The 15,983-nt window shown below is 37.7% G+C and carries 14 protein-coding genes and 2 pseudogenes; 8 read left to right on the top strand and 8 right to left on the bottom strand.

The annotated features are described in order from the left end of the window. The first annotated feature begins 95 nt into the window (after nt 1-95). Entirely contained in the window at nt 96-914 is an 819-nt protein-coding gene (locus ACN222_RS21170; protein WP_010998369.1) for a zinc-dependent peptidase, read from the top strand. Nucleotides 915-1,100: 186 nt separating this feature from the next. Here ACN222_RS21170 and ACN222_RS21165 read toward each other — a convergent pair. From ACN222_RS21165 to ACN222_RS21150, 4 genes and pseudogenes are all read right to left on the bottom strand, one after another. Beyond that, nucleotides 1,101-1,632 (bottom strand): annotated as a pseudogene (locus ACN222_RS21165) (HEPN domain-containing protein). An 11-nt stretch (nt 1,633-1,643) separates the two neighbouring features. Then, a complete protein-coding gene (locus ACN222_RS21160; protein WP_010998367.1) occupies nt 1,644-2,825 on the bottom strand; it encodes a DUF262 domain-containing protein in 1,182 nt (393 codons plus the stop codon). Between the two features lie 254 nt (nt 2,826-3,079). Beyond that, a pseudogene (locus ACN222_RS21155) lies at nt 3,080-3,637 on the bottom strand (Uma2 family endonuclease). Between the two features lie 54 nt (nt 3,638-3,691). Beyond that, the gene (locus ACN222_RS21150) at nt 3,692-4,171 is read right to left on the bottom strand and encodes a DUF2335 domain-containing protein (RefSeq protein WP_010998364.1); all 480 of its coding nucleotides are present in this window, start codon (nt 4,169-4,171) and stop codon (nt 3,692-3,694) included. Nucleotides 4,172-4,655: 484 nt separating this feature from the next. Between ACN222_RS21150 and ACN222_RS21145 the strand changes: the two genes are divergently transcribed. Further along, nucleotides 4,656-6,353: a putative bifunctional diguanylate cyclase/phosphodiesterase gene (locus tag ACN222_RS21145; RefSeq protein ID WP_010998363.1), complete on the top strand. Its 1,698-nt coding sequence runs from the start codon at nt 4,656-4,658 to the stop codon at nt 6,351-6,353. Here the strand turns inward: ACN222_RS21145 and ACN222_RS21140 are convergent. The 3 genes from ACN222_RS21140 to ACN222_RS21130 all read right to left on the bottom strand — a co-directional run bounded on the left by ACN222_RS21140 (nt 6,350) and on the right by ACN222_RS21130 (nt 9,182). Beyond that, complete coding sequence (locus tag ACN222_RS21140) at nt 6,350-6,676, bottom strand: hypothetical protein (protein ID WP_010998362.1); 327 nt, start codon at nt 6,674-6,676, stop codon at nt 6,350-6,352. The two genes, ACN222_RS21145 and ACN222_RS21140, sit on opposite strands and share 4 nt — an antisense overlap. Nucleotides 6,677-6,893: 217 nt before the next feature. Continuing rightward, nucleotides 6,894-8,336, bottom strand: coding sequence for a cardiolipin synthase (gene cls, locus ACN222_RS21135; protein WP_010998361.1), 1,443 nt, complete (start codon nt 8,334-8,336; stop codon nt 6,894-6,896). A 9-nt stretch (nt 8,337-8,345) separates the two neighbouring features. After that, the gene (locus ACN222_RS21130; protein WP_049942531.1) at nt 8,346-9,182 is read right to left on the bottom strand and encodes an endonuclease/exonuclease/phosphatase family protein; all 837 of its coding nucleotides are present in this window, start codon (nt 9,180-9,182) and stop codon (nt 8,346-8,348) included. A 448-nt stretch (nt 9,183-9,630) separates the two neighbouring features. Here ACN222_RS21130 and ACN222_RS21125 point away from each other — a divergent pair, with 448 nt between their 5' ends. The 5 genes from ACN222_RS21125 to ACN222_RS21105 all read left to right on the top strand — a co-directional run bounded on the left by ACN222_RS21125 (nt 9,631) and on the right by ACN222_RS21105 (nt 13,728). Then, on the top strand, nt 9,631-10,494 hold the full coding sequence (locus ACN222_RS21125) for an alpha/beta fold hydrolase (RefSeq protein ID WP_010998359.1): 864 nt from the start codon (nt 9,631-9,633) through the stop codon (nt 10,492-10,494). 311 nt (nt 10,495-10,805) lie between these two features. Continuing rightward, nucleotides 10,806-11,264 carry a pentapeptide repeat-containing protein gene (locus ACN222_RS21120; protein WP_010998358.1) on the top strand — a complete coding sequence of 153 codons (459 nt, stop codon included), beginning with the start codon at nt 10,806-10,808 and terminating at the stop codon, nt 11,262-11,264. Nucleotides 11,265-11,570: 306 nt separating this feature from the next. Next, entirely contained in the window at nt 11,571-12,398 is an 828-nt protein-coding gene (locus ACN222_RS21115) for an ABC transporter permease (RefSeq protein ID WP_010998357.1), read from the top strand. Between the two features lie 244 nt (nt 12,399-12,642). Then, nucleotides 12,643-13,101, top strand: coding sequence for a hypothetical protein (locus ACN222_RS21110; RefSeq protein WP_010998356.1), 459 nt, complete (start codon nt 12,643-12,645; stop codon nt 13,099-13,101). A 159-nt stretch (nt 13,102-13,260) separates the two neighbouring features. Then, nucleotides 13,261-13,728 carry a GNAT family N-acetyltransferase gene (locus tag ACN222_RS21105; RefSeq protein WP_010998355.1) on the top strand — a complete coding sequence of 156 codons (468 nt, stop codon included), beginning with the start codon at nt 13,261-13,263 and terminating at the stop codon, nt 13,726-13,728. A gap of 197 nt (nt 13,729-13,925) precedes the next feature. Here the strand turns inward: ACN222_RS21105 and ACN222_RS21100 are convergent, their stop codons facing one another. Beyond that, nucleotides 13,926-14,414, bottom strand: a complete 489-nt coding sequence (locus tag ACN222_RS21100) for an NAD(P)H-quinone oxidoreductase subunit N (protein WP_010998354.1) — start codon at nt 14,412-14,414, stop codon at nt 13,926-13,928. 887 nt (nt 14,415-15,301) lie between these two features. Here ACN222_RS21100 and rplC point away from each other — a divergent pair. After that, nucleotides 15,302-15,937 carry a 50S ribosomal protein L3 gene (gene rplC / locus ACN222_RS21095; protein WP_010998353.1) on the top strand — a complete coding sequence of 212 codons (636 nt, stop codon included), beginning with the start codon at nt 15,302-15,304 and terminating at the stop codon, nt 15,935-15,937. Nucleotides 15,938-15,983: the final 46 nt, after the last annotated feature.

The raw sequence follows: 15,983 nt of genomic DNA, 5'->3' as shown, positions 1-15,983 counted from the left end.
TTGACACAATTATTCAACTTGAAAACAACTGAGTAGAAAGTATCTTAGTGTTAGGGTAGCGTAAAATCGCTCCATAACATCCATAGGCACAAGTAATGTTGAAATCAATTATTATTTTTATCATTATTGGTCTAGTTATTGGTTTGATTTTCATCAGTCCCATCCTGAGAAACAAACGCAGATATCGCATTAAAGAACGTCCGTTTCCTCCACTTTGGAATGCCATTATTGAAAATAATCTGCCTATTTACCTTCGACTTTCTCCTGAAGAACGGCGACGGCTACAAGGACATGTTCAAGTATTTTTAGCAGAGAAACAATTTATTGGCTGTAGAGGCTTGCAGGTAACCGAAGAAATGAAATTAACAATCGCTGCTGTAGCCTGTTTACTCCTACTTAATGAGCGAGGAGAATATTTTCCAAAACTGCGCTCAATTTTAATCTATCCCAGCACTTATTTTGTCACCCAAACCGTTGCCGTTGATAATTATATTGTCGAAGAAAGGCGTGATGCCAGATTAGGAGAATCATGGACTAAAGACCAACTTATATTATCTTGGGAACAGATACAATACGATATTCACAACTGGCAAGATGGACATAATGTTGTTCTACATGAATTTGCCCACCAATTAGATCAAGAAGATGGTAAGGCTGATGGTGTACCTATTTTGCCAAACAAATCAGATTATCCCATTTGGTCTAAAGTAATGACCGCAGAATACCAACAACTCTGCAATGATGTTCAAGAAGGAAGAAAGACTGTAATAAATGCTTACGGCGCGACTAACCCCGCCGAGTTTTTTGCTGTGACGACTGAAACATTCTTTGAAAAACCACAGCAATTGCTGGAGAAGCATCAATCACTTTATAAAATATTACAAAAATATTATCAAGTAGAACCTAGAAATTAGTTTGACTATTGCGCTAGATATGTAGGAATTAGATTTGATTACCAAAGTGACTTTCGTAGGCAGGTAACAGGGCATAGGAAAAAGGGAATATATGTGTATTGAGTTTTCTAAACAAATACGAGTACTAGATATATTAATGATTTAATTAACAATTCTATAAAAATTACTAGTCTAATATTTGTTTTCTTATAAACATTGGCGAAGCTTCTCAGGGAAAGAATCTACAAACATTAAAGCCTTCTTATATAGTTCATATATTTCATCAGAAGTTTTTTCTAATGAGAAAGTACCAAAATCCTGATGTACTAGTCTGTTTCTTTCACGCCCTATTTCAAGGAATGCTTTAATAGAAGAATTAAGTTGATCATTATCTTTTACTTCTTTCTTGAGAAAATTTGAAAAGACTTCTCCGAATAAACCAAAAAAAAGTATTGGCATTTGTTTCTTTCCAATTGAAGTAGGTATGATATTGTCTACTAATAGCTTTATTCTGTACAAAAGATAATAAAACTTTATTTTTATTAGATGTTTCGTCTACAAATCTGACAATATCATCTGTTATGCGAGATTCAAAATAGCTTGCTGCTGCTAGTAGTAAAGCCTTCCTAAAATTTTCATCTACCGTATTTTTGAGTGATATTTCGTTATCCTTTTCAAGATATACTACTAAATCTTTAAACTCTTTGTAGAGTCTATCTACACCCGTATCTTCAAGCACTACAATATCTCCTATTCTCCTAATATTTTTGTAGCTCGTTCTAAACGAGTTTCTACGTTAGATGTCTTTGTTGTTCCTTCCGATGAAGCTTTTACAAATTGCTCATCGTTTTCTAGCTGCTTAATTTTATTAATATCTAAAGGGTGATCTAATAGCTGTCTTTGCAAGAATTTTGACTTACATATTGCAGTAAATACAGCTTCAAAAAGGGCTATATGGAATCGATTATTACGTTTTTTCATAAATGGTTCTTGCGGTAAAGACTCACATTGTTTTAAAAAGGATTTAAATAAATTCTCAAGATATTGATTTTGTTCATGAGAATTATTTCTACTTTTTCTAGAAAATTTGTTTAAAAATTTGGGTAGTGAGGGAGCATAATCTTCGCCATCAATCAGCATAGCAAAACCTCGAAGCAAAAGTTCAATATCTTTCATGTGAATATCCGGCTCATTCATATGTAATAAATCTCGCCATCCTTGTTCCATATTGATACGATTGAGCATCTCATAGAAAGGGGAATGATATAAACTAGCTCTAATTTCTTGTGGATATAAATTAACTCCACCTGAATTTAAACGATTAAAAATTTCATATATTGAAGAATCATCATCCTTAGGAAAGTTTTGTTTAACTATTACGTTACGGATAGGCCTAAGCTCGAACTGTGTTTTGTAATCATCTAAAGTATAATAATTAAGACCTTTAAATTTGTTTGGTTGTTTAGGAAGTTTTTGTGGGAGACTTAAATCAAAATCTATAAAATAATTATTATCGTGTAGTATGTCATCAGGAATTTTGCCGAATTTTTCAAAAATCAGCCTTAATTCAACTCGCTTCTCCTTAACAGGAAATCTACGCTTCATAAAATAATAAATTGACATTAAACGTTGTTGACCATCAATCACTAAAAATTTATTTCTATCTTCTTCATAAAGAAATATTTGCGGAATTGGCAACCCAAGAATTATGGATTCAATTAGTTTTGATGCTCTATTTAAATCCCAAACGTAGTTTCTTTGAAATCCAGGTATTTTTACTGCTCCAGATTCCATAAAATTATAAATTGTTAGTACATTAAAATCATTAGGTGTAGAGGTCAAATCATATTCATCAATTTGAAAATCATCCTCTTCATTAGAGTAATCTTCAAACCAATTTTGATCATCATCAAAAGAGTAATTGTTATTCATATAAATACTGTAATCATGGTATTGGAACTTGAAAAGCTTAGTAATATATTGTATACATTGTGGGTTAAAATGGTCAATTATAAAGTAAATATTTACACATACTTTAAAGTAAGAAAATTTAGTTTTCGTGCATCAAGTATCTACTCTGGAGTTACTCAATATCTCTATAAATATTAAGCAAATTAATAAATATTACTAATGTTAGCTGTTCAATAAACACATAACAATTTAGACATACGTCCAAATACTCACTGTCATTGATTACCCAATAATTTCTCAATAGAAACGGCAATATCAGTAAATGCCAAAGGGTTAATACTTCCCTGCGTTAATATTTCTTGTGACTGATAACCTTTTTCTGTAGGTTGTCTAAATACAATAAGTTGCATAGTTCGTAAATTAATTACCCAATATTCTGGAATCCCTACTGCGGCGTAAATCTTGGTTTTCACTTCCAAGTCTTTAGTTAGACTTGAATCTGAATACTCAATTACCCAAAAAACGTTTTCTGGATAAGGATGGTGTTATCTGTAATCCTTCCCCAAGCGTTGCACGATCGCAATATCAGGTTCTGGTTCTGAGTTACTATCAGGTAAGGTAATTGGTTTGGCTTGGCGGACTTTCGCCTTATTTCCTAACAGGTAAATTAAATATTCTCCCGCCTCATCACTGCAATAAGCGTGGGATTCTCCCTCTGGGGCCATTTCTACAACCTCTCCATTGAGTAATTCCACCTGTCGCCCTGTCAAAATTCCGGCTGCAATCATGCGATGATAGTCGTCAATCTTCCACTTTGCAGTTGTTAGAGTCACAGCGATCGCTCCTATTACTCCTATCCCTTACATTCTATCGAAATATTTTAAAATTTATTCCACAATATCGGTATTTTTAAGTTCTAATATATAACTGTTTTTTTGTGATTTTTTACTACTAAAAAGGAAAAGAAAGACTAAAGCTATAACTCCCGTTGAACCAATGAAACTACCAGCTAAAGTAGATTCCCAAATTGCTATAATTGAACCAGCTATAATTGATATAACACCAAGAGAAAACCCAAAAATTTGCCCTAATCTTCTCTCATACCTTTCTTGTTTAAATTCAGAGATTTGAGCATCTATAAGCTTTTCCCGCATCTTATGTTTGTGTTCTTGCTCTCTCTCTGCCATAGCAATAATTCGTTCAGATGTATTGGGCAAGATACTATTATATTGTTGAAGAACTATCGGTGATGGAAGTGTTTCCATAAAGTCTTTAATTTCTGCATTAATTTGTTGCAACTTGAACTCATCTTCTTGAGCCAAAATCTGAGTTTGTTCAGTTTTTTGATGGGAATTAAATTCATTCATTGTGTGATAAATCTTGTTAGATAGGAATAGTTAAAACTAAATTTAAGTAATATAAGAATAATTTAGATCGGCTCAAGATAACGCCTTTATTTGTGATTGGAGCGATCGCTCCTACTCATCCTACCAATTCTTTTCTTGCATAGCAGGGTTTATTTGAATCATGCAAATATGCTGCAAGTTTTATCCTCAAAATTCTGGTAATAAGCCATGCTCTAGCATAAGCATTTACACTCACAAATCTTTTGATTTTTATTTTACGTAAATTTTATCAATCCCTAAGTGAAATTACTTTATTATTTTTTTCATAAATAACCCAATATCTAATATTTACAGAAACTATAATGAAAATTCTATATATTCGATAGTTATTTAGGGCAGCATAATAAATAACCTCCAATTGGTTTGTTTCTACTGGCTGGTGAATCAGGATGACAAGAATACCTGAGTACCAATTTGCCAACTTTCAAACCCCACATTAGGATCTATGCAGTTAAATCAGAAGCTCTACTTATACTCAACTTTAGATAATTTTCGGTTACTCAACAAAAATTACACCGCCAAAATTATGTTGGTGGCGTTTTTAGGGACTCACATCCCGCTTTTAACTTTACTCTTCAGTTTCGTCATTTCCAATTCTTACTCTTGGGAGATGACAATTAGAGTTCTGGTTATTGCTTTATTCGCTACGTTAATTGGTACGGTTGTTACCCTTTATGCACTTCACCATCTGCTGATTCCCGTCAATTTGACATCCGCCACGTTGCGAGACTACCTCAATAACAAAACTTTACCCAGTCTGCCTACAGAATTTGTAGATGAAGCGGGTACTCTCATGGCAGATACATCACAAACTCTCCACAAATTAGATGAGTTGATTGACTATATCAGCAATTATGACAAACTCACAGGCTTGCCTAATCGGGAGCTATTGCGGGAACGTGTTAATCAGGCTTTATCACAGCAATACAGTCAAAAAATGTTAGCTGTAATGGTATTGGGAATTGATGACTTTACTGGCATAAGTCATGCGTTAGAACATGAGCAATCAAATTTGCTATTAAGAGCGGTAGCCCAGCGTTTGACCAGTTGTTTAGCACAGAAGGATATTTTAGCCCATTTAAGTGGAGATGAATTTGCGATCGCTAGGGTAGAAATTCCCTCAATTGAAAGTATCATTAAGCTGTCACAACTGCTATTGACTACGCTAAATAAACCTTTCACTATCCAAGGTAACCAGATTCATATCACAGCTAGCATCGGTATCACAATTAATCAACCAGATAATCTTCATGATGTTGACCAGTTGTTACAGCAGGCTCATGTAGCTTTGTATCAAGCCAAGCAACAAGGACGCAGCCAACACCAGTTCTATTCGCCAGAGATTAACGCCCAACTGCAAGAACGATTAGCTTTAGAGAATGAACTACATGGAGCATTAGAGCGAAATGAAATAGTGGTTTATTACCAACCCATTATCGATTTACAGACTAAGCAAATCACAGCCGTTGAAGCGTTAGTACGCTGGCAACATCCTACACGAGGTTTAGTATCTCCCGCCAAGTTTATTCCCATTGCTGAAGCCAACGGCTTAATTGTGGAAATTGGCGAATGGGTATTGCGAACTGCTTGTCTGCAAAACCGCACTTGGCAACTTGCAGGACTTCCACCAATACGGATGTCAGTAAACCTGTCAGCTCGACAGTTTGAAGAATCAAATTTAGTAGAGCTTGTCAGTGAAATCATACAGGAGAGTGGTCTGCATCCATCGTATTTGGAACTGGAAGTCACTGAAAGTTCTTTAATGACAGACATTCAGCGCTCAGTCACAATACTCAAACAATTACGAGAATTAGGCGTATGGCTAGCTTTAGATGACTTCGGTACTGGTTATTCTTCTCTCAATTATCTAAAGCGCTTTCCTGTAAATATGCTGAAAATTGATCGGTCATTTGTGCAGGATGTATGTTCTAATCCTGATAGTGCTGCGGTGACTAACGCTATTATTGCCCTAGCAAAAAGCTTACAATTAAAAATTACAGCTGAGGGCATCGAAACCCAGCAACAGCTTAGTTATTTACAAAAGCGCGGATGTCAAGAAGGCCAGGGATATTACTTTGGTATCCCTGCACCTGCAAAGGAAATTATGGAAATATTGCAACCAAAAGAGGCGATAGCAGTCTAATTTTTTGCCTTTATATTACATATATCTTCAGACTCTTTGCTAAACAATTCTAATAAACCAACTGTACCCACAAAAAATGTATAGATGCCATATTGAATTGGCATCTTTTTTTTGCTAGGAGCATAAAAAGCGGCGATTATTCCTTCCAACAAATGGCAACTTACAGCAAAGCGCTCGACCCAGAAAATAGGATTTAAAATGCTGGGAATATTGCTATTAGTAACTACTGCATAAATATTCCATAGTTCCAAACCAATAGCAGTGCTGATGAGAATCGTAGAGATAACTTTAATAATAGATGTGAGTGTTTGCTTTATATTCATTACATTTCTTCAATTTTGTATATATTATCTCACAATCTATATTAGCGATCGCCCAAACAATACTCTTTGAAATAGAGAATAAAAATATAATGTGTTGGTCGCCCATTGATTTCATTCCCAATACCGCAAGAACGTTCAGGTAGAGATAGATTTTTGATAGCAGAGAGTGACTGGAAAGTAAAATAATATGCTATGCCTGGAAAGTGCTACATGACTCTCACAACAAAGGTTTCAACAAACTAGATATTCTCACAGCTAACTTAAACCACAAATATTTCCTCTCATAATCAGAAAAATCCACAGCCAAAGCAGCCTTTAAATCAGCTTGTAACATCTCCTCCACACTTTTCACAAACTGAGAATTGGCAACAAAACCCATAACTTCAAAATTGAGAAAGAATGAGCGATTATCTAGATTAACTGTTCCCACACCTGCCATTTCTTTGTCAATCAGTATTACCTTCTGGTGCATAAATCCATGTTTATATCGATATAATTTAATATTCGTTGCCTTCATCTCTGTGTAATAAGAAAAGGAACACAAGTACACAAGTAAATGATCGGGTCGATTTGGTAAAATAATTCGCACATCCACGCCGCGTAGTGCTGCCAATTTCAAGGCTGTCAAAGTGGAATCATCCGGCACAAAATAGGGAGTAGCAATCCAGAGACGAGTTTGTGCTTGATTGATAGCGCTGACGAAAAACAGTTTACAAGCTTTCAGCTTATCTGCGGGGCCTGTAGGAAATACCAATGCTGTGTAGTCACTTTCCCAATTGGGTTGCACTTGCCAGTTTACATCGATAACTTGACGAGTCGCCCAATACCAATCTTGCAAAAAACATCCTTGCAGACTTTGGACAGTGGGGCCTTCTAACATCATGTGGGTATCACGCCAAGGACTCAGGCGAGGATTTTTACCTAGATATTCATCACTAATATTCAAACCACCAATAAACGCAGTTCTCCCATCAACTACTAAAATTTTGCGATGGTTGCGGAAATTTAATTGAAAACGATTACCTCTGCCTCTGGTAGTATGAAATGCACTCACTTGAATATCATATTTTTGCAGAGATTTAACATAAAGGCGAGAGATTTTATTAGAACCAATTTCATCATAAATTAAGTAAACTCTTATTCCTTGCTTTGCCTTGGCAATTAGAGCATCTTTAAACTCATTCCCAGCTTTGTCATCAACAACAATGTAGGATTGCAGCAAAATATAACTATTGGCAGATGCGATCGCACTCAACATGGCTGCATAAGTTTGCTGACCATTAATTAGTAATTTGGCATTATTACCAGATGTAAAAGGAATACCAATGAAGGCCTCAGCTAATAGTTGCAATGGTTCCAATTTTGCCGAAACTACCACCTGAAATTTTGTAATCTCAATATAAGTTTGACGAACAAATTGATAATGTTGGGCGTAAACTGAGCGGATAGCTTCAGAATATCCATGAAACTTAGTTCTGCCTAAGATCCAATATAAAGGAATAGTCAGCCAGGGAAAAGTGATTAAGGAAATACTCCAAGCGATCGCCCCACGAGAAGAACGCACATCCATCACGGCATGGGCAGCATGGGCAATTCCCAAACCATGAATAACAACTGTAGCTGCGCTAAAAAAAGCAAGGACGCTACTGTCTATCAGCATCTGAATTTATTATGTATCGATATAAGTAAATTCTGCCAGTAAAGGTTTGTGATCGGATGAACAAATTTCATCTAAAACCTTAGCAGTTGCTGGTTTTTCACTCAAACCACGATAAAAAATATAATCTAGGGGGGGTGACAAAAGAAACCGTTTAATCTTTTTATTTTCTTCCGGTGTAAAATGTGCTTCTTTTAAACCCAATCGAATTACTGTTTTCTCTAAAAGGACTGCTCGTTTGCGACTCCAAGTATTGAAATCGCCAGCAAAAAGAATCGAACCCCTATGGGTAGATATGGCTAACTCTAATTCGTGTAATTGAGCTTTAAATTTATCTAAATCGACAAAATTAATTAGATGGCTATTAATAGTTAAAAGTGTCTGTTGCTGATGAGATAAGGAATATTCAGTAATCAGCGAAACCTTAGGAGTTTTGAACACAGGCTCATGGTGTTTAGTGACGATAACTTTTTTAGCGATCGCACTAATTTTTGCTGCCGTCAAAATACCTGAATAAGTTTGATGATGAGCATCGATAAAATTAGGCGCATAAGCCCAACTCATATTTGTAAAGCCCATAATTTGTTCTACATTCACGCCCATACGGACTTCTTGTAGAAATATGATATCTGGTTGGTACAGCCTGAGGATTTTAAAAAAGTCTTGAAACCAAAATTTCTCAAAGTTATTTTTAGCAATATTCCAATTTAAAACTTTAATAGAATTGCTGTTCAACTCTGTTTGCAATCCCTGACTACTATCAATAGTTAATTCTTGCGTACGCATAAATCTGTAATAAGGCAGAAATTGTCTAGCAAGAATGACTGCGTGTTCTTTGATGTCAGGCATAACTAGCATTCAAAAAACTTGATATAGCTTAATTTTATTACATACTATGTGATAGTGATGGTGTTCCACCCAGCATACCTACTCACTAAAATTTAAAATAATTTTTACTCACAAGTGTTGATGACTTATCTACACTATTCTGCTATCGCCTCTATTAAGTCTATAATTACCGATATAAGGAACTTCCAGATAAAAAAATATCCAAAATTTAGAGTGCGTCAGTGCGGGAAAACCTAGCTGTACCAAGAAATCATTCACACTGACGCACCCTACCAACCGTGAATTTGGAATAATTTATTTTTTGGCGTTCCCTAACACCATCTTTAAACAGATGCTTTCAGCCAGAAAATATTGCACAATATCAATTTAATAGCTGAATTTGATAATTACTAATTAAGCCAAAATTCTTACGCTAAGACTAAATTCATAAATGACATAGGAGTCTAATATGTCTGTTACCCAAGAAACTTGGACACATAAATATATCACTACTAATGGCGTGAAACTCCACTACGTTACCCAAGGAACAGGGACATTAATGTTGATGTTACATGGGTTTCCTGAGTGTTGGTATTCCTGGCGATATCAAATCCCGGAATTTGCCCAACATTATCAAGTTGTTGCGGTGGACTTACGTGGCTACAACGATAGTGATAAGCCACAAGAGCAATCCGCCTACGTCATGGATGAGTTTATCAAAGACGTGGCAGGACTGATTAAAGAATTAGGACATGAGAAGTGTATCCTAGTTGGTCATGATTGGGGTGGTGCGATCGCTTGGTCATTCGCCTACGCTCATCCCCATATGCTAGAAAAATTAATCATTCTCAACTTGCCCCACCCAGCCAAGTTTATTCAAGGCCTGTACACTCCTCAACAGTTATTACGTAGTTGGTATATCTTCTTTTTTCAAATCCCTAGACTGCCTGAATTACTACTCCAATCTACCAATTATCAAGCAATTCCCAACACTATTCAAAACACAGCATTTAATAAGAACGCTTTTACTCCAAATGACCTCAATACCTATAGAAATGCTGCGGCAAAACCAGGTGCGCTTACAGCCATGTTGAATTATTACCGCAATGTTTTTTCCCACTCCTTTTTTAATAAAAGTTGGGGTATTTTGAATGTGCCAACACTCTTGATTTGGGGAGAGAATGATACTGCTCTCGGTAAAGAACTTACCTATGACACATCAACCTACGTCAAAGACCTGCAAATTAAGTATATTCCCGCTTGTGGACACTGGGTACAACAAGAAAAGCCAGAATTAGTTAATCAATATATGCGGAATTTTCTGATGACATAAAGTACCAAATAACATAATTACTACGTGCCACTTAGTAATAGTCAAATACTGAAAAAGTTTAATAATAAAACTATACTAATTGGTACATTAACTTAAAAATATTTAACAGTAAATTAATCCAAGTATTTATGCTTATTTCTTTGGATGTAAATCTCTGAAAACCATAGCCAATATAATATCCAAGATCCAATCAAACATCTTTTACGTTACAAACAAGTTGTGCTTTAAATCAACATTATCCTGAATTTTAGTGAGATAATAGAAATGTGAGGTAAAGAACGGACACAATCTAAATAGAAAGGGGGATAATTATGAAACTTAAGCTATTCGCGGCGCTTGCCTTAGCAACTCCCCTATTTTTGGCTAACTCAGTAACAGCTGGGAATCCGCAAGACCTACAAAGGTTATTATCAACTGGGGAATGTAACGGGTGTAATCTAACAGGCATGAACCTCAGTGGCGAACATTTAATTGGTGCTGACTTACGAGGAGCAAATTTGGCAGGTGCTAACCTCGAAGGTGCTAACCTCGAAGGTGCTGACTTAACTAACGCCAACTTAAAAAAAGCTAACTTAACTTCAGCCTACCTCACCAACGTCAATTTCAAAAAAGCTAACCTCAATGGGGCAAACTTGACTCGCGCCCATGTCATCGACTCTAATGTGTACGGTGCATCAATGGATAATCTCACCATAACCGATGCGGAAATTTATAATACTGCGATCGGTATTGGTGGTGAAGAAGCCCAAAATATTCCTGATTGGGACTAGGGTTGAACTAAGCAAGCTGGATTTAAAAAGCACAAAGTGGGGTGGGTAAGTTTGAATCGGGTGTCATCACCCACCCTTGCAAAAATAATGAGACTAACATTAACACGCAGTTGCGTTTAATAATGTTACTTGACAAAACATATACAGTTGATCATGAGAAGCAGTGGTAATATCACTGCTTCTTTGTATTCAGCGCCCACTACTGATATATTTTGGGCATAACGTAGAGAAATTTTATTAAAACTTTGAGATGCCAAAAAATGTAAAGTAATATTTACAACGAATTTGATACCTGACTAAAAAAAAGTGACATCTCAAAAAGCCTTAATCTGGGGCAAAAAGTTTAAAACCTCACAACTGCAAATCCTGTTAGCTGATAGTCTGACTATCTTTTGGGGAGATTGGTTAGATTTACGGGTACGCATAGCCCAAGTAGCTGCATCCGGCTTAATCTCACCACTAATATATATTTTGGCTTTTGGTTTAGGGCTGGGTAGCTCAATTAGGCCAGGTTCCGCCATCAGTGCTAATTACAATAACTATTTAGAATTTATCTTGCCAGGAATGGTAGCCTTATCTTCCATGACCATTAGCTTTGGTGGGACAACATTCTCGATTTGTGGAGATAGATTATTTACCAAAACCTTTGAAGAACTATTACTCACACCCATCCATCCCTTAGCACTGCAATTGGGTAAAATGCTGGCTGGAGTTGTACGGGGTTTGATGACTTCTGGTTCAGTGATATTGGTAGCCCTGATAATCACGAGAAACTGGAATTTCCTTCATCCCCTGTTTTTGGTGTTGTTGATATTAAATTGTGCAGTATTTGCAGGTTTGGGTGTAATTGTGGGACTATCGGTGCGATCGCTAGAATCGGTAGGACTATACAACAACTTTGTCATTATCCCCATGTCCTTCTTAGGTGCAACCTTCTTCGACCCCAGTACCTTACCAACAGCATTCCAAGTTATCGTTTATTTATTCCCTTTAACTTATGCCAGTACGGGGCTACGCGCAGCCGCCAACTTGCCCTTATCTCAGTTCCCTTGGTATAGCATACCTGTCTTACTAGTCATAGCGATCGCCCTTTCTCTTTGGGGTGCTGCTAAATTTGCCCACCAACAAGACTAATAGAACTTACGCATGAAAACGAAAGATCGAGGGTTTGGACAAGGGTGTAGGGGTATAAGGGTATAAATGCTTGAAACCCTTACACCCCTGTACCCTTAAACCCTTACACCCGGTCTCAACAGATAACCTATTTGCGTAAGTCCTAACTAAATAAAAATCTTTCCCAAACAAAGTTTTTCAAAGTTTCTCTATTTACCAACCAACAAAACGCTAATCTGACTGGGTAACGGGATAAAAAGTAACCATGACCCAACCTTCCAATATTCGTAAGTTGTTGATCGATGCCAAACTAGGACTACTACCTTATCTAGATCAACGCTTAAACGACATCGAAAAGACCCTGAAGCAGCAGGAAAATCTGCAATTACAGCCTTATGATATCCAACTAGGAGATTGTAAAACTTTAGCCGCTAACGAACCCAGGCCAGCAATTACTCAGTCAGTCTCTCTCAAATTTGTCCTGACCGGCAACACAAAAGATAAATTAGAACTGTTCTTGTTAGCTTCCGAATTGCAAAACGATTTAGATGCAGCAATTTATGAGTGGAGTAACCGCGAATGGCATCAATTTGAAAAACCTTTAAAGCGACCAGTAACCCAAATTACAGGCGGCTTAAATTATGCAGTTTTAGAAGAACCAGAGAACTCTTCTCAAATTATCCTTTATCGTGAATTTGATTTAATCTACCCAGTCAGTTTTTGAAGCGTAAGTGGGGTTTATAGTTCATATAAATCCACTGTCTTATTCTTTGAGTACATTACGAGGTAAATAAGCCAGCCGAAGGAAATGTCTGGAATCCTCGCAAAAACATAGTTACAAATTATGCCTTGCAGTACTAGCTCATAGATACTTTCTGAACTTATGCTAATTCGCCCTGCAACATCAGCTGATGTTCCTGATGTTTTACCAATGGTTGCCAATATCTGTGCTTTACATGAATCTTGGGATGCTGCCAAGTATGGTTTTTTGCCACAGCCTGAAAAGCGTTATGAAAGATGGTTGACCAGATTAGCAGATCAAGAACGTAGCGTGTTTCTGGTAGCTGAAAATCAAGGACAACTGGTAGCTTTTGTAGCGGCGACAGTCGAGCAAGAAATACCTATTTATCGGACTAAAGAATTTGGATTTATTCACGATATTTGGGTTGAGCCAGAATATCGTCAACAAGGTATTGCCAGGCAATTAGTAGAAATAACCATTGAACGCTGTCGGCAAATGGGAGTAGCACAAATTCGCTTAGATACCGCAGCCATAAACAAAGCAGCCAGAAAATTTTTTAAGTCCTGTGGTTTTCGTCTCAGTACAATGGAAATGCTGATAACTTTGTAAGCGCTGAGTACTGAGTGCTGAGTAAGCAATTCTGTAATTTGGAATTGATTACTCATCAGTCCCCCCCTGGGTACTCTTCCCTTGGGGAAGCTCCGCGAACGAGAACGCCTTTCCTACGGAACGCTCCGCGAACGGCGAACACAGTCGCCTGCGGAGGGAAACCCTCCGGCAGCGCTGTCTCAGCAGTCCCCTGTCATCTAAACAGCTTGATAACTAGCAGAGAATGTATCTTTTAGAGCCTTCCAACGGAAAGTGCGATCGCCTCCTCTCTCAACAACTACCTTCACTCTTGGTTCCAGACTTGGTAAACTGGTCAAGAACTCGACTTCTTGATCAGATAAAATATGCCCTTCAATGATCCACAACACCAAACCCTTAGACTTGGGTGGCAGGTGTTCTAGCTGAGAACCAACAATTGGTGGCAGATAATATACATTCCCTACTGCTGCACCATTACCAGAGCTTTTTTTGCCCAGATGGGGAGGTCTTACCCCGTGAACTCCTGTGAGATAGGCTGCTACATCGCCTAATCCCCTAGCAGTAAATTGCAGAGTTGTATAGCCAGCAGCACGCAACCGCCGCCGATATCGACCTTCAAAACCTCCTTCTAGAGGTACGTAAACTCCTACAGATCCAAATTTCTCTAGATCCCGAATTAAACCGTTACCAGTGGTAATTAGTGCCATAGATTTTCTGAGGTTTTGTCATATCCCACTTCCATATCTCTATTATTTACTGTGAAGTGAGAGATTCAGTTAGATCAGGAAGCTTATACTTTAAATAAGCTATACTCAATCGTGCTGACTTGACTGTACATAGCAGCCCAAAAAAATAATCTATAAATTTTCTAGACAATTATCATTGGATAGTTTATATTATTAGATTGTGACCAAACTGAACTATCAGGGTATCATGTAGCGATGATCTTGGGCTAGTGTTAGCTATAGAAGCTAATGAGTCTATTCCCAAAAAGAATAAACTAGCCGTAATGGATCAAAGACTGGTAAACTAGAAAAGCTTTTAGGTCAAACCAAGAGTTGATGGCTAAATATAAAATTCCATCATCCTTAGACTACATTCACTCGTGTAGTCAGAGAACAAGCAAAACCTTAAGCTAAGGTTGAATTTGTTTAGTGAAGTAGAAACTGAGCAGTGATGTTGGCTTCATAGCATTACACAGTTTTCAGTTAAAGGATACTGAGCGGTAAAAACTGCTTAAGTCCACTACGACACGGCAGTTGCCTCAAACTGGGAGATATCCTTCAGGTACTGCCGCCAGAAAGTGCCTATGCAAGCGCTTGGACGAAAGCGTTGCTGCACAAAGTGTAAAGCTGTAAGAGCTTGCCCTGATACCAGAAGCTATCCCTTCCTTAGAGAAGTCGCTTGTGGCTGTTCTGGTAATTAAATGAGTGTAACTAAATAGATTCAGCAAACAAAGACACCGCCTGATTGTGTCCGGAAGAATTTGCAGTGGCATCAACCCCATACAAGTTCACAATTTCGTCCGTTCATCACCGGAAACCACACAGTGTGTCTAGAAAACCCGATTTCGTAGAAAGGAGAGCCAGTTACTGTGTCAGTAGGGATTCTCGGCACCAAGCTGGGCATGACCCAAATATTTGACGAAGCAGGAGTCGCAATTCCTGTGACTGTCGTACAAGTGGGGCCATGCGTTGTTACCCAAGTTAAAAGTAAACAAACCGACGGTTACGCTGCCATCCAAGTTGGTTATGGCGAAGTCAAACCCAAGGCGTTGAATAGACCTTTACTCGGCCATTTAGCCAAATCATCTGCCCCAGCATTAAGGCATTTGAAAGAGTATCACACAGATGGCTCTAGCGATTATGCTTTAGGTCAAGAAATTAAAGCAGATATTTTTAGTGTAGGTGAGCTTGTAGACGTAATCGGTACAAGTATCGGTCGCGGCTTTGCAGGCAACCAAAAACGGAATAACTTTGGACGCGGGCCAATGTCTCACGGTTCCAAAAACCACAGAGCGCCTGGTTCTATCGGTGCAGGTACAACCCCAGGCCGCGTGTATCCAGGTAAGCGGATGGCTGGTCGTTTAGGTGGTACTCGTGTCACCATTCGCAAACTGACCGTAATCCGCGTTGATGCAGAACGTAATTTACTGCTAATTAAAGGAGCTGTTCCTGGTAAACCAGGCGCTTTACTAAGTATTGTACCTGCTAAAAAAGTTGGGAAGTAGTCACAAGTCAATATCCAAACGTTACTGACAACTGACAACTAAGCAA

Source organism: Anabaena sp. FACHB-595 (assembly GCF_048568275.1).
In the GTDB taxonomy this organism is placed as follows: Bacteria; Cyanobacteriota; Cyanobacteriia; order Cyanobacteriales; family Nostocaceae; genus Trichormus.
This window is presented reverse-complemented; position numbering and strand designations above follow the sequence as displayed.